Origin of the sequence: Flavobacterium hibisci (genome assembly GCF_020026925.1) — a bacterium.
GTDB classification, from domain to species: Bacteria; Bacteroidota; Bacteroidia; order Flavobacteriales; family Flavobacteriaceae; genus Flavobacterium; species Flavobacterium hibisci.
This window is the reverse complement of sequence record NZ_JAIQDW010000018.1, coordinates 26562-48388: the sequence shown is the minus strand read 5'-3', so window position 1 is coordinate 48388 and position 21827 is coordinate 26562. Positions and strand designations below refer to the sequence as shown.

The following is a 21827-nucleotide window of genomic DNA, read 5'->3' as shown; positions in this document are numbered from 1 at the left end:
AGGAACGAAGAATCTTCGCGACAATTATCCGCATAGATTATCAATCTTTGAGGAGTTACTTACGAAGATTCTTCGTTCCTCAGAATGACAAATATTGCGTATAACTTTATCTACAACACTTCGTAAATCCCTGCAGAACCTTGTCCAGTACCCACACACATAGAAACAATTCCGTATTTGTTACCTCTGCGTTTCATTTCGTCGAATAACTGAACAGAAAGTTTCGCACCAGTACAACCCAGCGGGTGTCCTAAAGCAATTGCGCCACCGTTTACGTTTACGATATCAGGGTTTAAACCTATTTCGCGAATTACGGCCAAAGACTGAGAAGCAAAAGCTTCGTTCAACTCAATTAATTCAATATCGTTTAATGTTAATCCCGCTTGTTTCAAAGCTTTCGGAATTGCTTTTACTGGTCCGATACCCATAATTCTTGGCTCAACGCCAGAAGAAGCAAAGTTTACCAAACGTGCAATTGGCTCAAGGTTTAATTCTTTTACCATATCTTCGCTCATGATTAAAACGAAAGCAGCACCGTCACTCATTTGAGAAGAGTTACCAGCAGTTACACTTCCGTCAGCAGCAAAAACTGGTCTTAAACCTGCTAAAGCTTCTTTAGAAGTTCCAGCTCTTGGTCCTTCGTCTTTATTGACTACGTAAGATTTAGTTTCTTTTTTACCATTTTCGTTGATGAAAGTCTGTTCAACCGTAATTGGAACGATTTGTTTATCGAATTTTCCTTCTGCCTGTGCTTTCAACGCTTTCATGTGAGAATTGTAAGCAAACTCATCCTGATCTTCTCTGGAAACATTATATTGTTTAGCAACCGCTTCGGCAGTTAAACCCATTCCCCAGTAGTAATCTTCGTGACCTGCAGCAGCAACTTTATAATCTGGAGTTGGTTTGTAACCTCCCATCGGAATATAACTCATGCTTTCTGCACCACCAGCAATGATACAATCTGCCATTCCTGACTGTATTTTAGCCGTTGCCATTCCGATAGTCTCTAATCCAGATGCGCAGTAACGGTTTACTGTAACTCCAGGAACGTCTTCTACTTTTAATCCCATAAGAGAGATTAAACGACCAACGTTAAGTCCTTGTTCTGCTTCCGGCATTGCATTTCCAACCATAACGTCGTCAATACGTTTTTTGTCAAAATCAGGCAGTTCATTCATCATAAACTGAATGGTTTCTGCAGCCAATTCATCAGGTCTTTTAAATCTAAAAACACCTTTTGGAGCTTTTCCAACTGCTGTTCTATATGCTTTTACTATATATGCTGTTTTCATAAATGATTGTATTAAGATTGGAGAATTAAGTATTAAGATTTTCCAATAGTTTTGTTGATTTTATCTTTTAGTATTCTTTGAAATGAAAAATTCATATTTGAAACTTCTACTAATTGATTAATAGTTGGTTGAATAAGATCTTCATTAACAAGCTTAAGTCTTTTTGCAAGTATTAATTGAGTTATTAATTCAAAAGTTGAACCGTTTGCAATTCCTAAGAAATGCATAAATTCCTTATCTGAATTTCTTCCTGATCCTTCTGCAATATTTGAAGGGATTGAAACGGCACATTTTTTTATTTGATGAATTAAATTAAATTTTTCATCATTTGGCAGCATTGACGAAATTTCATAAACATGAACTGCAATATCCATTGCTTTTTGCCAAATCTTTAATTTTTCAAATTGGTGCATTTCTTAATACTTAATTCTTATTACTTGATACTAATTTCTCAAAGGCTTCCCTTTAGTTAACATATACTGAATACGTTCCAAAGTTTTTCTCTCTGTACATAAACTCAAGAAAGCTTCACGTTCGATATCTAATAAATATTGTTCAGATACTAAAGTTGCTTCAGATAAATCACCTCCAGCCATTACATAAGCCAGTTTGTTAGCGATTTTCTTGTCGTGTTCAGAGATATATTTTCCAGCTTCCATTTGATCCGTTCCCACTAAGAACATACCTAAAGCTTGTTTTCCTAAAACTTTAATATCGTTTCTTCTGATTGGTTGTGTATAACCCGCTTCTGCCATTAACAAAGCATGTTTTTTAGCTTCAGCAATCTGACGGTCTTTGTTTACTACGATAATATCTTTACCGTGTTGTAAAAGTCCAGTATCAAAAGCTTCGTAACCAGAAGTTGATACTTTTGCCATAGCAATAGTTAAGAAATACTCCTGAAGAACGTTTAATTCTACATCATTTTTGCGGAACAAATCCGAAGCTCTTAAAGTCAATTCTTTTGAACCACCACCACCAGGGATAACGCCGACACCAAATTCAACTAATCCCATGTAGGTTTCGGCAGCAGCAACTACTTTATCAGCGTGTAAACTCATTTCGCATCCACCGCCAAAAGTCATTCCGTGAGGTGCAACGATTACTGGAATCGAAGAATAACGAACACGCATCATTGTATCCTGGAACAATTTAATAGCCATGTTCAATTCGTCGTATTCTTGCTCAACTGCCATCATGAAAATCATTCCGATATTAGCTCCCACAGAGAAATTTGCGGCTTGGTTTCCAATAACTAAACCTTGGTGTTCTTTTTCAGCTAATTCAATTGCTTTATTAATCGCTGAAAGAACGTCACCGCCAATCGTATTCATTTTAGATTGGAATTCTAAGTTTAAGATTCCATCTCCTAAATCTTGGATAATTGCTCCGCTGTTGCTCCAAACTTTTTTGCTTTCGCGGATGTTGTTTAGAATAATGAATGAATCTTGTCCAGGAACTTTTACCTGAGATTTTGTTGGAAGGTTGTAGAAATAAGTAGCGCCTTCTTTTACAGTATAGAAACTTTCGTTTCCAGAAGCCAGCATTTCGTTTACCCATGCAGCAGGCTCTAAACCTTCTGCTTTCATGATTTCGATTCCTTTTGCAACGCCAATAGCATCCCAGATTTCGAACGGACCATTTTCCCATCCAAAACCAGCTTTCATGGCATCGTCAATTTTATATAATTCGTCTGAAATTTCAGGAACTCTGTTGGATACATAAGCAAACATTCCAGCGAAACTCTTACGATAGAATTCTCCTGCTTTGTCAGTACCTTTTACTAAAACTTTAAAACGATTGATAGGTTTATCAATAGTTTTAGTTAATTCTAAAGTTGCAAAATTTGCTTTTTTTGCAGCGCGGTATTCTAATGTATCTAAGTCAAGAGAAAGAATATCTTTGTCTACTTTTTTGTAGAAACCTTGTCCAGTTTTGCTTCCTAACCAATTATTTTCCATCATTTTGTTGATGAAATCAGGAAGTTTGAACAATTCGTGTTGTTCGTCGTTTGGACAGTTTTCGTAAATACCGTTGGCAACGTGTACCAAAGTATCCAAACCAACAACGTCAACCGTACGGAAAGTAGCTGATTTTGGACGACCAATAACTGGTCCAGTCAGTTTATCCACTTCTTCAATAGTTAATCCCATTTCTTTTACTAAATGGAACAAACTCTGGATTCCGTAAATACCAATTCTGTTTCCAATAAACGCCGGTGTATCTTTAGCCACAACCGAAGTTTTTCCTAAGAATTTAGAACCGTATTCGTTTAAGAAATCCAATACTTCAGAAGAAGTTTTTGGACCAGGAATAATTTCAAATAATTTTAAGTAACGCGCAGGGTTAAAAAAGTGTGTTCCGCAGAAGTGCTGTTGAAAATCTTCGCTTCTTCCTTCGCTCATAAAGTGAATTGGAATACCAGAAGTATTAGAAGTAACCAAAGTTCCCGGTTTACGGAATTTGTCGATTTGTTCGAATACTAATTTCTTAACGTCCAAACGCTCCACTACAACTTCAATAATCCAGTCAACATTAGCAATTTTTGCCATATCGTCTGTTGTATTTCCAGTTGTGATTCGGCTTGCAAATTTCTGACTGTAAATAGGAGAGGGTTTCGATTTTAATGAGTTCGCCAAATGGTCATTTACCACACGGTTGCGAACGGCTTTACTTTCAAGCGTTAATCCTTTTTTAGCTTCAGCTTCTGTCAACTCGCGAGGTACGATGTCAAGCAGTAAAACTTCAACACCAATATTGGCAAAATGACAAGCTATACCTGAACCCATAATTCCGGATCCAATTACAGCAACTTTTTTAATTGTGCGTTTCATATTTGTTGATTTTCTTTTTTATTTGTCAAATATGTTATCGCCTTTTTATTAATTGAAAAGAATTTAATCTGGGCGATTTCATAATTTGCTATTTGTTTTTAAAAGCAAACGAATTGTTATTATTCGTTTGCTGTGTTTTCTGTAAATATATTTTTGTCCTGAATTAATTCGTTGATGATTTCAGCAACTTCGATAAAATGATCCATCTTTTCATCCGAAACATGTTTACGAACCATTTCATTAAATTTCAGGACTGTATTCTTAGATAACTCTCTTTTTTCTTTTCCAAATTCCGTCAGGTAGATTAAAACACCTCTTCCGTCACTTGGGTTCTTTTTACGAACAATTAAACCTTTGTCTTCCATAGATTTTAAAGTCCTGGTCAGACTTGTGGCTTCCATTCCCATCCTCGGACCTAAAGCGGTCGATGGAGTTCCTTCTTCCTTGTCAATACTTAACAGAGCAAATCCGGTTGCCATTGTAGCATCGTATTTTGCAGCCTCTTCATTATACATTCTAGATACAGCCTGCCATGTTGCTCTTAAAATATAATCTATCGTTTTATCTTTCATAAATAACTATATCGATTTCAAATATAATGAAAAAATACTATGCATGCATATTATTTTTTCATAAATTTTAGGTTAATTAGTAAATACTTTTGAATTTGTGGGGTTTAAGGGATTCTTTTTAATTGAAATATACTACTCTTTTTTTTAGTATTAATGAGTTTATGATCGGAATAATTATTGATACAATAAAATGAAGTATTTAATTTACCTTTTGAGAAATCTGGTTTTATTCAGTTGAGATTTGTTCATCGTATTTAGCAAGCGCTTTTTGATGTATTCCCTTCATTCGTTTTCTAAAACCTTCGGGACGTAAAATTTCGATTCCGCAGCCAAATCCCAATAATAAACGTTCCATTTCGTAATTCGGAATAACAAAAAGATGCACAATAATACTTTTATCCTCATTTTCCTGAATCACCCTTTGGGTTTGATGTAAGGGTTTGGTCAGAACATAGGGCGCATTTTCAGCATCAATCCAAAGTTCGATCCGTCTGGGCTGTAAACCTGAATTGACAGTCACGCCAATTACATTTTTATAATATAATTCGGCATCAAAATCTTCTTCTAAATAGGGAAGATTAAAGTCATAATCAATCGAAATAATTCTGTCAAGTGCCAAATTCGTAATGGGCTGTGATTTTTTCTTTTTTCCAACCAAAAACCAGCGGTTATTAAATTCTTTCAAAATGAAAGGATGAAAGTGAAATTTGGTTTCGTCTCTTGACTTAAAAGATTTGTACGTAATGATCAAAACCATTTTCTTAATAATCGCCTGATAAATCTCGTCCAGATAATGCAATCCTTTCAGATTCTCGTTTTTATCCAGATAAATTACAGGTTTGGTATGTGACTTTTCAGAATAGATTTTATCCTCCAGTCGCTGCAAAATATCCGAAACATCATTAAACAAAGAGAAATCCTTGAATTGTTTCAGCATCGAAACCGTTTCAGTCAGGACATTCATATCTGTTTCTGTCAGCGGAATATCGGTTATCGAAAAATCTTCGTCTTCATATTTATAATACTTTTTATCATAAACTACTATTGGCGCATTGTAACCCAGTTTTTCACTCCGCATCATCTGAATATCCATCTGAATCGTTCGTTTGCTAATCGGAATTTGTCTGCCCTCATATTCTTCTAAAGCCTGAGAACAGCATTCGATCAAATCTTCTAATGTCCATTGCCTGTATTTATTCTGCAGACATTTGTCGATTGTTTTATAGCGGATTAAGGCATTTTTGTTTTGTGACATAGGGTGTTTGGTTTTTTGCTCGCAAAGTCGCTAAGACGCAAAGTTTTGTTGCTTTAGCTTTGTCATTTCGAGGAACGAGAAATCACACTAGTAGCTCCACAAAGCAAGTCTAATCTTTGTCGAATCCCGCGTGTGATTCTCGTTCCTCGAAATGACAAACTGCGCGGGAATTACTTAAATAAAAACTTTGCGTCTTAGCGACTTTGCGAGATTATTTTTTACTTTCTAAAAGACTTATCTCTTTTTCAATATTTCGTCTTGCCTGATCTTCATATGAATTTCTGAATTCATCTGTTTGAAAAATAAACTCGTATTCCAGAAAATGTTTCAAAGCTTTGGCGCGTCCGGGTTTGTATAGAAAATCAGGGTAAATACGATATTCTTTTCTGATTTGTTCAAAATAGATTTTATAATCTTCCCAGTTTTTGGAAAGGATTTTCAAATCAAAATCGATTAGCCAATTAATATCTTCGTTTGTGCTGTGGGCGTGTTGTTGTGTTGCGCAGATCGCATCAAAAACCAATTGTTTATTTAAAGTGTGGTTTTTATTTAAAATCGACAAAGCAAATTCAGCGCTTTTCAATTCATTATCTTTTTTTGAAGCCGAATACACAAAATCATGATAAAAAATTGAAAATAATATTTCATTTGGCTTTTGAAGGCGATTATGATACGTTTCAAAACTGGCAATCATGTCTTTTAGATGCGTCAGATTATGATAATGCCTTGATTTCTTGGAATATGCTTTTTCTAAATCCAACCAATTCTGCTGAATTTCATTTGTTGAAAAGCCAATGTTAGAAAGTAATTCAGAATAAATTTCCTTTAAAGTCATCTTGTTTTTACTCAAATTTAAAATACTTTTTTTTACTGCGCAAAATAATTGCGTAGTAGTTTTAAAATCTTTGCTCAAGTAATAAAACAAATAGTACTTCTAAAAAATGAAAACAAAAATTTCACTACGCAAAATGACTGCGAATTAGTTTTAAAATCTTTGTTCAGAAATAAAAAACAAACGTTCATATAAATAAAATAAAGAATAAAACAGGTCAAGTTTGAGTTACTTCGAAAAACACTTTCCAATGTACCCACTTACACCATTACCTTTTTATTTAATTATTATGAGGCAGTAGCTCAGCGGTTAGAGCAGGTAGTTTTGAAATTATCCTTCAAAGGTCAATCAAAACTTACTTCGTACACTTTTAATGTCCGGGTCGTGGGTTCGAATCCCATCTGCTTCACTATTAAAGGTCAACTAAAACTTACTTCAGTCAATTGGTAACTTTCGGTTCGAGTCCGAACAAGTTTTAGAATTATCATTAGTAAAAAAAACGAGGGTCAAAATTAGCTTACTTCGGGGGAACCCACCAAACTGTCACTTTGAAACAGCTAATTCATTACACTCCAATTTAAGGTCAAGTGTTTCTTACTTCAAAAATCTTTTAGGTAGAACTCAGAAACACCATTATCTAAATTTTAAAAATTAAAAAAAATGAAAACAAGAGAATTATTAAAAATCAGTTTACGTCAAAATGCAATTTTCATTCCATCAGAAATGATTACGAATGACGTTAAAAATTTATCAGGAACAACATCAGTTTTGTTAGCCAATGTTTCTAAACTTGGATTTACATTTTCTGAGTCATTATTACATGCTTTAAATAATGTGAGCCCAAATTATAAAATTGAGGTTTTAGAAGTTTTGAGAGCAATTTTAGGGACAGATAAAAACTGGACGCCATTGGTAAAAGAATGGAATGTTCCAACAGGAGAATCTGTTTTGGATCATATCATCACGTATTTCGGGAATGTTTTTAAAACTAAAAACGGAACAACTTTGCAATGCGGGCATATTATCCCAGATAATACTTTTTCATTAGAAAGATACAACGGTTGTCCGTTCTGCGGAACTCCGTTTGAATTTGGAAAACTGGAAAATATCGGTCAGGGAAGCAAATTGAAAATGCTTGAATTATGGACAGAAAAAGATTTAAATGATTTCTATATCTCGTTATTGCAATCTAAAACCGCTTTAGACGCTACGCAAGTAGATAGTTTAAAAATGGCGATGCAATATTTGCCTTTGCCAAAAACGGAAGTAGCAATGAAGGAAACTTTAATGCTGGTGATTGATCTTTTGATCGAAAATGGTAAAGAAGAAGAGGCTTCTCAATTTTTGAAAACGCCAACAGATATCTTACGATACTTGTGGTATAAAAACACAGGAATGCTTCAGATTATTGAGCCAAAAACGATTATCAAAAGAACATCAAAAAATGCACAGCATTTCTACAATGTTTTAAATACAAGCGTTCAGGCCAGAATTGCATCTCAAAAAGATTTGAAACTAAAATATTCCCGAAAAGAATGTTTAATGGTGGCAAATTGGTTGAATAATATGAACATGGACGTTGAAGCGATGTGCGAAACTATGCATCCAAAAAGAGGAATGTGGGTTCGTTTTATCCGAGCATTGCGTTTGGCAGAATACAGCAAAAGAAAAGGGTTTGAGAAATTGAATTTTTTAATGGATGTATTCTACAACCAAGTGTACGATGTTTGGCAAAGCAAAGTAGATTCGTCAAGATTGAAATTTGATGCCGATAAAACGTTTGCTTTATTGAAACAGCGTCCAGGATTGTTTGCACGTTCGTTATTCTCGAATATGCTATGGTTTGGAGCGGAGGAAACTTTTGCTCATTTTGAAGAAATTATCGATAAAGTTCCAGCTCGATTGGTGTTTACGTTGAATATGTATGCTCAAAATTATTTTGATAAAAACATGAAGAGAAGTGTGAAACCTTTGGGTGGAACCAACAAAAGAATTGCGTCAAATCAGTTATTGAAGTTGTATGATGATGCTCAGTTGGATACAATGAAAACTCAAATTGAAGACCTGACTATTTTGGCGATGAAAAAACGATTTGCGTCGGTTTCAAACCCAAACAAGACAATCTATATCGATCCACAATTGTACAATATGCCAGTTTCGATTGGTGATAGAAGCGATACGGTTCAGGATTTTCCGGTTGCTTTGATGGGAACACGTTTCCCAATTGAAGGAAACGAAGTACGATTGTTTATGCAATGGGGGAAAGATTTGCCGGCACAACATCTGGATATGGATTTAAGCTGTCATATCGCATACGAAAACAGTTCAGATATTTGTTCTTTCAGCCGATTAACCACAACAGGTTGTCAGCATAGTGGTGATATCAGAAGTATTCCGAATAAAATTGGAACTGCCGAATATATCAACATCAATATCGACCAATTGGCGAAAGCCAACGCAAAATTTGTGACTTTTACCTGCAATGCGTACAGCAACGGAAGTATAACACCAAATTTGGTTGTAGGTTGGATGAACAGCAAACACCCGATGAAAATTTCGGAGCGAACAGGTGTTGCTTACGATCCGTCGTGTGTAGATCATCAGGTTCGTGTGACGCAGAATGTTGCCAAAGGTTTGGTTTTTGGAGTGTTGGATGTAGCCAAAAGAGAAATCGTTTGGTTAGAGATGACTTTCGGAGGTCAGGTTGTTGGAGGTTTGGATTTTAAAGGAGTTCAGGCGCTATTGGCAAAATTGAACAGCAAACTGAATATTGGTAATTTGTTACAGCTTAAAGCGGAAGCTCAGGGTTTAACGATCACCGAAAATGAAATTGCTGATGAGGTTTATACAGTGCAATGGGCGATGAACCCGGCGTTTGTCACGCAATTATTAATAGATTAATTTTAAGCCACGAATCCATTTGATTCGTGGTTTTTAGAAATTAAAAAACAGATAAAATGGCCAAAAAAATACAACTTCCATTTAGTGATTTTGAACCTGAGAATGCACCAGATAATAAATTTGTCTGGTCAGGTAATTTTACAACAAATAATAAATTTTTTGAAGGAGAAATTCCGGTTTATATTATAACAAACGAGCAAAAAGTAGAAGAAAAAACAGTTAGGGAACTTGAAGAAATTGTATTGCATATTGAGAATTATTTACAAAAAGCAATAATATTTTTAAAAAAGACTTTAACTCAAGATCCTGTAACATATAAAATCCGAACTGAAGAATTACATTATTTAAAGCTAAACCTTGGAGACTTTCCTGTTGATTTTCCGGAATTAACTTTTTGGGAATCAGATGAAGAATGGTGTGTTAGATTTGCTGAAGGTAAATTTGACATCTGTGATCCTTATGGTATTGCTGTTTATTTTAAAGAGCGTACAGCTATAAGAATTGAAAATTTAGAGGATTCTGAAAGTGAATAATTTTTAAAATGTTAATACGGAATCATGAAACCACCAATCTATCAAATATTCGGTTCTGAAAATTCACTGGATCTCGATTTGGTTTTCTTTGTTGAAGAAATGCCGGAAACTATTTTGGAAAGACTTTCAGTATCTAAAGAACTCAGTGAATCGATAAAATCATTTTATCCTGAAAAAGAAATCAATGCCAATCTTGCGGTTCAAAAAAATGGACATTTAACGGAGGTTTACAAAGGCACAACAGACGAATTGAATAACGCATTATTCCACACCTATAAAAATCATAGTCAGAAATTCGATAATCAGATAACAAAACTTTTGGTTAGAGATGTCGATTTGAAATTTTTGAGAAGTACCCGAATGATTCTGTCTTTTTTGAGCAAAACAGAATATCGACCGTTAATCAAAAATGGTTTGAAAGGCGATTTAGATGAAAAGATTCAGGCATTAGAAAACATAGATTTAAAACATATTGATTCTTTCGGAAAAGATAAAAACGACCTGGATAGTATTAAATCAATTGCATTCCAGTTAGGACAGGCGATTTCTCTTCATGACGGAAAAGAACTTTATACAAAAAATGAAATTGCATTTGAGTTTCCTGATTTGCGACAATATCTTTTTAGAAAAAATACAGATTTTGAAAACCTGCAGCAACGGCTTCTCGATTTTGTAATAATACTCAAAGCCAGAAGTTTTGAAATGAAAAACAAGGAAGAATATAAATATGAAGATGAAAATTACATTTATGAAAAATAAATTAGATTCTTAGTTTATATGTGTCGTTCCTACGGAACTCAATTCTAAATCGGCTATTTTTTCAACGGATTAAAATCCGTTGCTACAAAATAAATCGTTTCTATGAAACTTTCACATGTTTGTTGGTTCAGTAAAAGAACATAATTATTGTTATAAAAATTCCGTAGGAATGCTAATGTTGTAGCAACGGATTTTAATCCGTTGGTAAATAAATCGACCACAAAATAAAGTTCCGTAGGAACCGCTTTTATTAATTTTTCAAACTACTGCGCAAAATAATTGCGTAGTCCATTCTGAATATTTGTTCAAAGATTAGAACTAATGAATACAACGCTTTTAAAAGAAATGATTTCGCAAAATTATATCAGGGTAAATAAACATCTTGAGCATGATTTGTACATTTATAATTATACTCAAAATGCCCAATTCGAGAGAGTGTGGAATGAAATTACCATAAGCTGTCGCGGACTTATTTTAGATTCGGAGGGTAAGGTTGTGGCAAGACCTTTTCCTAAGTTTTTTAATTTAGGAGAAATGGAAAATCAAATGCTTCCCAATACAACTTTTGAAGTATTTGATAAAATGGACGGTTCACTTGGCATTTTGTATTGGATAAACGATGTACCATTTATGGCGAGCCGAGGTTCTTTTGCCAGCAATCAGTCAGATAAAGCGAATGAAATGCTTCATGGAAAATATAAAGACTCATGGTCATTACTGGATAAAACCAAAACCTATTTGTTCGAAATTATCTATCCTGAAAACCGAATCGTTTTAGATTACGGAGCATCAGAAGAATTGGTTTTGTTAGCGATTGTTGATACAGAATCAGGAGCCGAATTTCCGCTTGAGGATATTGGTTTTCCAATAGTTCAGAAGTTTGACGGAATAAAAGATATTGGTGAATTATCAGCATTGAATCAGGACAACAAGGAAGGTTTTGTGATTAAATACGCCAATAATTTTCGGGTAAAAATCAAATTTGAAGAATATCTTCGTTTGCATCGCATCGTTACGCAGGTTTCTAATTTGAATATCTGGGAATATTTAAAAAACAATCAGTCATTCGAGGAAATTTTAGAACGTGTTCCTGATGAGTTTTTTAGCTGGGTGAAACTAACTAAGACAAATCTGGAAAATGATTATAAAGCAATCGAAGCGCAATGTAAAGCCGATTTTAAAGTATTAGAATCGCGTAAGGAAACCGCTTTGTATTTTCAGACTTGTAAACATCCAAATGTATTGTTTTGGATGCTGGACGGAAAAGAGTATTCAGAGACAATCTGGAAAATGATCCGGCCAAAATTTGAAAAACCGTTTAATAGAGAAGAAAATTAAATTTTAATTTAAACTGCGCAAAATAATTGCGCAGTGACAAAGCTATATTTGTCAAACAAAAATAAATGTCATGATTATAAAACTTAAATCAGATAATAAATACTTTTTAGATATTCTTTACAAGAACCCAAACACCGATCAGGGACTTTATTTGAAAGAATTGAAAAACGGGATTTTAATAGGAAATGTAATTGCCGAAAACGAATATCACTGTGTCTTTTTAGACGGAAAAAAAAGTTACCTGCCGGAAGAAGGGAATCAGATTGATTTTCAAAGTTATTGCAGTCCGCTCCTGGCATTAAACATCATGACGGAGTTTTTTAATCATTTATACAAAGAAAACAAAGTCTTAAGCGAAACGATTATTTCCTGGCTGGAGAAAAATTACGATGAAGTGGATACCGGGAAATGTACAATCGAAGTTCCTACGTTCTTTATAGATTCTGGCTGGTATAAAAACGAGAAATATCTTTTATCGAAATATATTGACGGGATTACGATCAAACATAAGATTGGCAATAATTATGAATTAACGATAGAAGGAGCAACGGTAAGAGAGGCTGTTCAGAAATTTTCACTGGTAGCATTATTTACACATTTCACCAACAGATATGCAGTGTACACTTTTATCGATGATTTTTTCATTCAGAAGCATATTACGATGTTTACCAATCTTACCGGGATTCCGTATTTCGTATTTTATCTTTTCATAAAAAGAATCATGCGCTCTCCGGTGCAGTTTGAGAAGTTCAAGCCGCAGTTAGAAGCGTATTTTGATAATGAAGTGGAGTTAGTTTTTACAGATACACATCAATCGAGAAGAGAATTCATTTGCAGTAAAATTGATTTTGATGAAGCTGTTTTAGATTTCGGTTGTGGCGAATTGCAGTATTTCAAATTGTTAAACAAAAGAGGATTTTTGCAGGAATATTACGCTTACGATGAGGTTGATTTTAAACATGTTGCAGATAAAATTCAGGCTATCGAAAGAGCAGATCATTTGGTTTGGGTTGAAAAATTAGAAGATCTTAAAGATTTTGAAGGACAGATTATTTTAAGCGAAGTGATTGAACACAACTCGTTAGAAGAAGCAAAATCATTGCTGATCTGGATTCGGGATAATACCAGTTTTACGCAATTGTTTGTGACAACGCCGGATAAAGATTTTAATGTTAACTACGAATTGACAGAAGAGTTCAGGCACGACGATCATGATTTCGAATTGTCAAATGCAGAGTTTGTAAAGTTGATTGAGGATATTTTTCCAAATCCAAAAACATTTTACGGAGTAGGAGATTGTGTAAAAGGAGTTTACCCGACAAGTGCGGTAATTATTCAAAAAAAGTAAAGAGATGTTAGATTTTAAAGTAAGAAACAGAATAGAGTGGTTCTGCACAAATAAGATAAATGATTTTTCGCCAACCATTTCTCCGGCTCCAAAAAGCAAAGAAAAAAACGAAATCGAAAGCATCGAAGAAGCAGTAAATTATTATTTGAAAAATGGTGTGACCGATTTTGTGGTTCAGAAAAAATACATGGGTTCCTACTGTACGATTTATCTAAAAAGAAATCTCGAAGAAACATATTTTGTTTCCAGAAATGGTTTCAAACTCGATCATATTGATGTAGAGAAAGCTATAGAAAGCTTGAAAGACCTACATACCAGAATGCTGATTGCTTTTCCTGATTTTGATACGCTTTTGATTGCTTCAGAATTATTGCCATGGAAAGTTTTGGGGGCGGGATTAATCGAAAAAGAATTTACAGGTTATTATGACGCTTTGCAAACGCACAATTCGTATTTGAAAACTTCTGGATTGCTTGAGAAATTGGTTGCTGTAAAAAATGAGGAATCGTTCACAGCTTATGTTTCGGATAAAAAGCAACTGACCAGAAAAGAATTCGGCAGTAAATACAAGTCTCATATTGTTCGTCAGTACGAAGCTTTACAGGCAGTGAAAATTCCGGATTTAGAGAAACAGCAGGAATCTTTACATTTATTCAAAAATCAAATTGATACGTTTGGCACTGAAGGGGAAATACATTTTAAACCTTTCACGATTTTAAAAGAAGTCAAAATTTCGGGTGAAGAAGTATTGCCAAACAGCAATTTAACGTATGAACTGGTAAACGATGATGTGTTTCTGCATTTAGAAATTACGGCTTCTGATAAAGAGGAAAAGCTAAAAGAGATTTATGCCTTTTTTGAAAAACTGACTGATGCCAATGAAGAAGGAATCATGATAAAGCCGGTGCAGAATTACATCAAAAACCAGCCGCCATGTTTTAAAGTCAGAAACAATAATTATCTCACGATGATTTACGGAGTGAATTTCCATCAGGATTTTGATCACTATATCGATAAGAGAAACGTAAAAAAGAAACTGGAACAGTCGATAAACGGCTGGGAAATCAATCAGAAGATGCTTCAGATTCCGTATAAAGATTTAGGAGATGAAAATTATTTGATGCGTTTACTTCTTCTGAAAAGAATCAATAATGAAGAAATAGAAAAAACATTAGATCCAAGATTGTAACACGATTATAAAATGAAAAAGATACCTACATTAACGATATTAGTCGGCTGCCCGGCATCAGGAAAAAGTACGTTTGCCGAATGGAAAGTGAGAACTGAAGCCAAAACCATGCGAATCAGTCGTGATGAAATCAGGTTTTCGCAATTTCAGGAAGTGATGGATCCATCGGTAGAAAACATGATTACAAAGATTATCAATGTGCAGATCAAAACCCTGCTTTCGAATGGGTGGAATGTACTTTTGGATACCTGCAATGTAAACCTGGAATACATAAAGCAGCCTATCGCAGATTTCTCAGAAATGGCTAATATCGAATTCAAAGTTTTTGATTTATCATTAGAAGAACTTTTTACCCGAAATGAAAAAAGAGATCGAAAAGTGCCTAAAAAAGTAATTGAAAATATGTTTTACCAATTGCAGAAAACCAAACAAAAATTTGATTTTAAACCGATCAGAAAAGTCGAAAAAAACCTGGAATACTGCGATCAAAACCCGGATCTGCCAAAAGCAATAATTTGTGATCTTGACGGAACACTGGCTTTAATGAACGGAAGAAACCCTTTTGATGCAAGCAAATGTGATGAAGACGGAATCAACAATCCGGTAGCAAATGTGTTGCGAAACTACAAGAAATTAGGATACGAAATATTGCTGGTTTCCGGAAGAGAAGACCGATACAAAGAACCAACCTTGCGATTCCTTCAAAAACACGAAATCGAATACGATGATTTAATTATGCGTAAAACAAAAGACAGCCGAAAAGATTCGATCATCAAAACCGAAATCTATAACGAGTTTATAAAAGATAAATACTTTGTAGAATTTGTTTTAGACGATAGAAACCAGGTAGTGGATACATGGCGAAATGACCTGAAATTACCTTGCTTTCAGGTGTATTACGGGGATTTTTAGAAAGGTTTTACCGCAAAGATTCGCAAAGATTTATACGCAAAGACTCGCAAAGTTTATACTCATTATTGTCATTTCGACGGAGGAGAAATCACACAAGTAGCTCCACAAAGTCAAACCAATCTTTGTCGAATCCCGCGTGTGATTTCTCCCAAAATGTCGAAATGACAAACTTAACGCAAAAAACTTTGCGACTCCGCGACTTTGCGAGATTAAAAATAACGCCTTAATGGCAAAAAACAAAATAATAATTCAAGGTAACTGAGAGGGAAAAACTTAGAATCTTAGCCCCTCAGAACCTTAGCAACTAAAAAAAATGAAATACATAGACATAGGAATCAACCTAACCAACAAACAATTCCAAACCGACATAGACGATGTCGTACAAGACGCTTTAGATGCCGATGTATCGCAAATGATACTAACTGGAACAAGCGTACGAAATAGTGAAGAATCCGCAAAGATTGCCAGGCAGTATCCGGGCATATTATATGCGACAGCCGGAATTCACCCACATGACGCGAAGAGTTTCGACGCACAAAGCATTTCGAAACTAAAGAATGTATTACAGCAGAAACACGTAGTTTCAGTAGGCGAATGCGGACTCGATTTTGATCGTGATTTTTCACCCCGAAACAAACAGGAAGAATGTTACAAAGCCCAGTTAGAATTGGCGATTGAAGTTCAGAAACCTTTGTTTTTGCACGAAAGAAGCGCTTTTAGTTCGTTTATGAATATCACAAAAGACTATCTGCCGAAACTGCCAAAAGGCGTGGTGCATTGTTTTACGGGAACTTTGCAGGAAGCCAAAACCTATCTCGATAACGGATTTTATCTGGGTTTTACGGGAGCGATTTCAGATGCCAGACGTTTCAGCCATTTAAAAGAAGTCATTCAGTACGTACCTCTCGACAGAATGCTGATCGAAACCGATGCGCCGTTTATGCTTCCTAAAAATGTCCCGAACAGTCTCTTGAAGAAATACCATGAACGTCGTTGCGAACCTGCTTTTCTGCCGTATGTTGCCGGAACAATTGCACAGTTTAAAGGAATTGCTTTGGATAAAGTGGCAGAGGAAACGACGAGGAATGCTAAAGTCTTTTTCAATATATAGGGACAAAGAGGCAAAGGTTCAGAGGACAAAGAATAAAAACTTAAAACACTTGCATAAAAATAAAACTTAGCGACTCTGCGCCTTTGCGAGATAATATAAATACTGAGAAGAAAAAACTTAGAAACTTAGAAGCTTAGAAACTCAGTACCTTTTTTTTTAAAAAATTCACGTATTATTACCTGGTTTAAAGCTTTGTTGTTTATTTATATTTGAAACCAGCCATGAAAGAAAAAATACTTCAAAAACTAAAACAAACAGAACTCGAAAAAGAAGTAGAAATACTCTTTGCCGTAGAATCCGGAAGCCGTGCCTGGGGATTTGCTTCTCCGGACAGTGACTATGATATTCGTTTTATCTACAAACACAAACCCGAGTATTATTTGTCACTTTGGGAACAACCCGATGTGATTGAGTTCATGACCGAAGACGATCTTGACGGTTCCGGCTGGGATTTACGGAAAGCCATAAAATTATTAGCAAAATCTAACGCACCTTTGATTGAGTGGTTGTTTTCGCCAATTGTGTATTATGCAAATGATGATTTTGCAAAACAAATGCGGAAGATAGCCACGGAATGTTTCTCGCCAATAGCGGTTTTACACCATTATTTAGGAACGACAAAAAATTTCATGGAAGTCTGCGAAATGGAGGAAGTAAAACTAAAAAGTTATTTCTACGCCTTACGCACCGCTTTAGCCGGAAAATGGATTATAGAAAACAATACATTTCCGCCCGTTGCTTTTGCCGATTTAGTACCAATTGCACCGAAAAACATACAGGAAAAAATATTGGAATTACAAGAAATAAAAGCCACTCAGGACGAAAAATACCTGCACCCAAAAGAAGTTTTGATCACTGATTTTTTACTCGAAACCGTAAAATTTAATCAGGAGAATTCGATTACGTTGGAAAGTGGGAAGAAGATGGCTGAGGAGTTGGATTTGTTTTTTAGAAAAGAAATTATGTATTAAACTATAGTTTATGATTACAAATATAAAACTTAAAGGAGTAACAAGTTACAAAAATGAAGTTGTAATTGATGAATTGAAAAAGGTAAATTTCTTTTTTGGTAAAAATGGTTCAGGGAAATCGACAATTGCTAAATTTTTGTATAATTTAACTTTAGATGACGTCTCAAAATCCATTGAGTTTAATAATTGTAGTCAAATAGGGTATTTAGAAGAAGATTATGAAATTGTCATTTTTGATGAAAAATTTACTGAGAAAAATTTCATTAAAAAAGATGTTCAGAATGGTATTTTCTCTTTAAATCAAGGTAATGATATAATAGATAAGTTGATAGATGAAGAGACTATAATTTTGAAACAAAATTCAGATTATCTAAAAGATATTTTGCAACCAAGAAAAGAGAAGATTATTCAAGATGATAAAACAAGTTTTGATAAATTAAAGAGGGAATGTTTCGAAGAGAGAAAGAGCGCATTACAATCTTTTTTAAAAATCAAGGATTTATTTCCTTTCAAACAGGTTCAAAATAATTTTGAGCAAATTGAGGGGATTTTATCTAAAAAAAATAGTTACGAGAATATTGTTTTTGATGATTTAGTAAGTAAGTATAAAAGATTTTATGATAATGAAATTGTAAAAATTAATTCCAACATTTCAACAAAATTATACTCCAAAATTAGAAGACAAGAAATAGAATTGAATAAACTTCTGCAAGAGATAATTATAGGAAATAATGATATTGACATTGCTGAGATGATTAATAATCTAGGGGTTAGTAATTGGGTTTCTACCGGAATATCATTTTTAAAAGAAGACAAAGATTTACAAAAATGTCCTTTTTGTCAAAAAGAAACTATAGATAGTGAGTTGGTTAAAAAATTTGAAAATTATTTTGATCAAAATTTTAAAAATAAAATATCAGAATTAGAAAAATTGAAGACTAATTATGTCTCAACTGTTTCTCTTTTACTGCAAGAAATAAGAAATGTTCTAAATGAATATAATCGTAAAAATCTTGTTTCTAATTTGTATGATTCATTAAAAACTTTTGTCGATAAAAACATCGAACAGATTGATTTGAAAATTAAAGAATCTAATACGAGAAAAGAACTTCAATCTATACTTAATTTTAAAGATAGTATTTCGGAAATTAAAGATTTAATTAATAAACACAATGGGGATTTTAGTAATCTTGATTTAAATAAAAAGCAATTCGAATTAGATTTGTGGAAGTATTTTGCAAAGAAAGCTAAAGGAAAAATAGAAAAGTATTATTTACGAAAGTACAATTCATCTATTGATTATTTTTTCGAAGTTGAAATGGAGAATTCCATTAATTTGTCAATATTAGAATCAAAAAATAAAATAGAGCAGTGGAAGACAGAAACAATTACAACACAAGAAGCAATATCAAATATAAATTCAATTTTAAGCAATAGCGGTTTTGACGGTTTTTTAATCGATGAAAAAGAAAAGATCAATAATATATCTCAATATTATCTCAAAAGGATTGATAATGAGTATTCAGAAAATGTATTTAAAACTTTGAGTGAAGGAGAAAAAAATTTTATTTCATTTTTATATTTCTATCAACTTTGCTTAGGAACAGATAATGCTGATAGAAGTTCGAAAAAGAAAATTATAGTGATAGATGACCCAGTTTCTAGTTTGGATAGCCAAGTTTTGTTTATAGTTACAACTTTGATACATCAATTAATTGCTAAAAAAGGGAATAAACCTGATCATAAACTATTAAAAAATACCAATATCCAACAAGTTTTTATAATGTCTCATAATCTTTATTTTTTTAAAGAAGTTTCTTCAGATTTCAGGCCTATTTGTTATGATAAAACTTTTTTTCATGTAATCAAGGAAAAAAATATAAGTAGCCTAATCTGTACAGGAGATAAAAATGAAATTTTAAATGATTATACATTACTCTGGAATTCATTAAAAACGTTGAAAGATAAAGATGATAATGAACTAAATATTTCTGTTTGTAATATAATGAGAAGAATTTTAGAGAGTTATGTTAATTTTACCAAATTAGGAAAAGATTCTTGGGCTGCTATATCTAACATTTCTGTCACAGACCCAAGATATTATATTTGTAGCGCCTTAATTTCTGAAATTAATGATGGTAGTCATAAGGTTTCTCCATTGGATGAGATGTTTTATCAGAGAGTAGTTAATGAGGTTCCTCAAAATTTATTTAATGCATTTGAAATGATTTTTAGAGAAATAGCAGAACCTCATTTTGAAGCTATGATAAATTAATTTAGCAAATGTGATCATGAAATGTAAATTAAATACCTATGCATTATGTTTAAATACTTACTATTAGCCATTAACTTCTTCTATTTAACTATTGTTTCTTCACAAAACTTAAAAGAAATAAACTCTCTTGAAGAAGCTGAGAACTTTATTAAATTGAATCCAAAAGCTGAAATTACGACTTTAGAAATTACTAATGATAGTATTGATTATTATAAAAATAGATTTCTTGAAGAAGATATCATTGATAAGGCCAGAATTGTTAAAACAGAACCTACTGTCTCGATGAGAGTAAGTTATATTTATTTAGATGGTAGTAGGTTAACTATTAATGAGATTAATAAAAAAAGGGAAGAGATTCTCAAATTATATAAAAAAAATAAATCGTTTGAAGAGTTAGCTTCCATTTATAATATGGATGGTAATGTCAATAAAGGTGATTTAGGATGGTTTAATGAGGGAGTTATGCATAAAACTTTTGAAGATGCAATTAAAAATCATAAAAAAAATGATGTTTTTGAAGTTGATATTCCTGAAAACAAATGGTACTACGTTGTTTTGAAAACCTATGATGATTTGCCAAAATCTATTTTTTATATTTTGAGCTTACCTGAATAAAATCATAAATCTATGACCATCCAAAACTTAAAATACCAAAACCTAATCCTTTTCGAAGTCATTTCGGGAAGCAAATCGTTTGGGTTAAATACTCCAACATCAGATACCGATATCAAAGGCGTTTATTATCTCCCAAAAGAAAAATTCTTTGGGTTAGATTATATTCCGCAGATTAGTAATGAAACCAATGATGAGGTGTATTACGAAATTGGGCGTTTTATAGAATTATTGCTTAAAAATAATCCTAATATTCTGGAGATTCTGGCTTCGCCGGACGATTGTATTTTGTACAAACATCCGTTGATAGAACAGTTAAAAATGGAAGACTTTCTGTCGAAACTCTGCAAAGATTCTTTTGCAGGTTATGCCGTAACCCAGATCAAAAAGGCGAGAGGTTTAAACAAGAAAATCGTAAATCCGCTGCCAAAGGAAAAGAAAAGCCTTTTGGATTTTTGTTATGTTTTAGAAGGTTATAAAACTGTTTCGGCATTAGAATTTCTACAGCAAAATGATTTAAAGCAGGAACAGATTGGTCTGGTCGATCTGCCCAATTCAAAAGGCATGTTTGCAATGTTTTACGATCACGAGAAAACATTGGGTTACAAAGGAATTATTCAGAAAGAAAACTCCAATGAAGTTTCGCTTTCGTCGATTCCTAAAAACGAAAAATTGATTGGATACTTATCCTGCAATAAGGACGGTTATTCAAAATACTGCAAAGAATACACCGAATACTGGAACTGGATCGAAAAGCGCAACGAAGACCGTTACAACACCAACCAGCAGCACGGCAAAAATTACGACAGCAAAAACATGATGCACACTATCAGACTTTTGCAAACCGCCGAGCAGATTCTGTCAACCGGAAAATTAAATATTCGTGTTTCAAATAGGGAGGAATTACTCGATATAAAAGCCAGAAACAGAGAATACGATGATTTACTGGAAATGGCAAATAATCTTATTGCTTCAATCGAAAAGCATTATCAGACATCAACTTTACCTGAAAAACCGGATGAGGCGAAAGCCATTCAGACTTTAATTCAAATTAGGGAAGAATTATACAAATAAAAAACGGCTGTCCTAAAAA

General features: G+C 33.7%; 18 protein-coding genes and 1 tRNA gene. 13 read left to right on the top strand and 6 right to left on the bottom strand.

From position 1 onward, the window contains the following. Positions 1-110: 110 nt before the first annotated feature. The 6 genes from K8B81_RS16480 to K8B81_RS16455 all read right to left on the bottom strand — a co-directional run bounded on the left by K8B81_RS16480 (position 111) and on the right by K8B81_RS16455 (position 6788). Positions 111-1292, bottom strand: a complete 1182-nt coding sequence (locus K8B81_RS16480) for an acetyl-CoA C-acyltransferase (RefSeq protein WP_223682658.1) — start codon at positions 1290-1292, stop codon at positions 111-113. 32 nt (positions 1293-1324) lie between these two features. Continuing rightward, entirely contained in the window at positions 1325-1705 is a 381-nt protein-coding gene (locus tag K8B81_RS16475; RefSeq protein ID WP_223682657.1) for a four helix bundle protein, read from the bottom strand. 30 nt (positions 1706-1735) lie between these two features. After that, positions 1736-4126 carry a 3-hydroxyacyl-CoA dehydrogenase/enoyl-CoA hydratase family protein gene (locus tag K8B81_RS16470; RefSeq protein ID WP_223682656.1) on the bottom strand — a complete coding sequence of 797 codons (2391 nt, stop codon included), beginning with the start codon at positions 4124-4126 and terminating at the stop codon, positions 1736-1738. 119 nt (positions 4127-4245) lie between these two features. Next, complete coding sequence (locus K8B81_RS16465; RefSeq protein ID WP_223682655.1) at positions 4246-4698, bottom strand: MarR family winged helix-turn-helix transcriptional regulator; 453 nt, start codon at positions 4696-4698, stop codon at positions 4246-4248. A 226-nt stretch (positions 4699-4924) separates the two neighbouring features. Next, on the bottom strand, positions 4925-5953 hold the full coding sequence (locus K8B81_RS16460) for a helix-turn-helix transcriptional regulator (protein WP_223682654.1): 1029 nt from the start codon (positions 5951-5953) through the stop codon (positions 4925-4927). 211 nt (positions 5954-6164) lie between these two features. Then, positions 6165-6788 carry an HD domain-containing protein gene (locus tag K8B81_RS16455; protein WP_223682653.1) on the bottom strand — a complete coding sequence of 208 codons (624 nt, stop codon included), beginning with the start codon at positions 6786-6788 and terminating at the stop codon, positions 6165-6167. A 288-nt stretch (positions 6789-7076) separates the two neighbouring features. Between K8B81_RS16455 and K8B81_RS16450 the strand changes: the two genes are divergently transcribed. The 13 genes from K8B81_RS16450 (at position 7077) to K8B81_RS16390 (ending at position 21808) form a co-directional block, all read left to right on the top strand. After that, positions 7077-7194, top strand: a tRNA-OTHER gene (locus K8B81_RS16450). Between the two features lie 251 nt (positions 7195-7445). After that, positions 7446-9686 carry a hypothetical protein gene (locus tag K8B81_RS16445; RefSeq protein WP_223682652.1) on the top strand — a complete coding sequence of 747 codons (2241 nt, stop codon included), beginning with the start codon at positions 7446-7448 and terminating at the stop codon, positions 9684-9686. A gap of 56 nt (positions 9687-9742) precedes the next feature. Beyond that, a complete protein-coding gene (locus tag K8B81_RS16440; RefSeq protein WP_223682651.1) occupies positions 9743-10219 on the top strand; it encodes a hypothetical protein in 477 nt (158 codons plus the stop codon). 24 nt (positions 10220-10243) lie between these two features. Next, positions 10244-10978: a hypothetical protein gene (locus K8B81_RS16435; protein WP_223682650.1), complete on the top strand. Its 735-nt coding sequence runs from the start codon at positions 10244-10246 to the stop codon at positions 10976-10978. A gap of 321 nt (positions 10979-11299) precedes the next feature. Next, the gene (locus K8B81_RS16430) at positions 11300-12316 is read left to right on the top strand and encodes an RNA ligase (RefSeq protein WP_223682649.1); all 1017 of its coding nucleotides are present in this window, start codon (positions 11300-11302) and stop codon (positions 12314-12316) included. Between the two features lie 70 nt (positions 12317-12386). Then, entirely contained in the window at positions 12387-13664 is a 1278-nt protein-coding gene (locus tag K8B81_RS16425) for a class I SAM-dependent methyltransferase (RefSeq protein ID WP_223682648.1), read from the top strand. 4 nt (positions 13665-13668) lie between these two features. Next, the gene (locus K8B81_RS16420) at positions 13669-14853 is read left to right on the top strand and encodes a DNA ligase-like domain-containing protein (RefSeq protein WP_223682647.1); all 1185 of its coding nucleotides are present in this window, start codon (positions 13669-13671) and stop codon (positions 14851-14853) included. 12 nt (positions 14854-14865) lie between these two features. Beyond that, positions 14866-15765, top strand: a complete 900-nt coding sequence (locus K8B81_RS16415) for a phosphatase domain-containing protein (RefSeq protein ID WP_223682646.1) — start codon at positions 14866-14868, stop codon at positions 15763-15765. A 313-nt stretch (positions 15766-16078) separates the two neighbouring features. Next, entirely contained in the window at positions 16079-16876 is a 798-nt protein-coding gene (locus K8B81_RS16410; RefSeq protein WP_223682645.1) for a TatD family hydrolase, read from the top strand. Positions 16877-17097: 221 nt separating this feature from the next. Then, positions 17098-17847, top strand: a complete 750-nt coding sequence (locus K8B81_RS16405; RefSeq protein WP_223682644.1) for a nucleotidyltransferase domain-containing protein — start codon at positions 17098-17100, stop codon at positions 17845-17847. Between the two features lie 10 nt (positions 17848-17857). Beyond that, a complete protein-coding gene (locus tag K8B81_RS16400) occupies positions 17858-20122 on the top strand; it encodes an AAA family ATPase (RefSeq protein ID WP_223682643.1) in 2265 nt (754 codons plus the stop codon). A gap of 45 nt (positions 20123-20167) precedes the next feature. Beyond that, a complete protein-coding gene (locus K8B81_RS16395) occupies positions 20168-20737 on the top strand; it encodes a peptidylprolyl isomerase (protein ID WP_223682642.1) in 570 nt (189 codons plus the stop codon). 12 nt (positions 20738-20749) lie between these two features. After that, on the top strand, positions 20750-21808 hold the full coding sequence (locus K8B81_RS16390; protein ID WP_223682641.1) for a nucleotidyltransferase domain-containing protein: 1059 nt from the start codon (positions 20750-20752) through the stop codon (positions 21806-21808). The last annotated feature ends 19 nt before the right edge of the window (positions 21809-21827 follow it).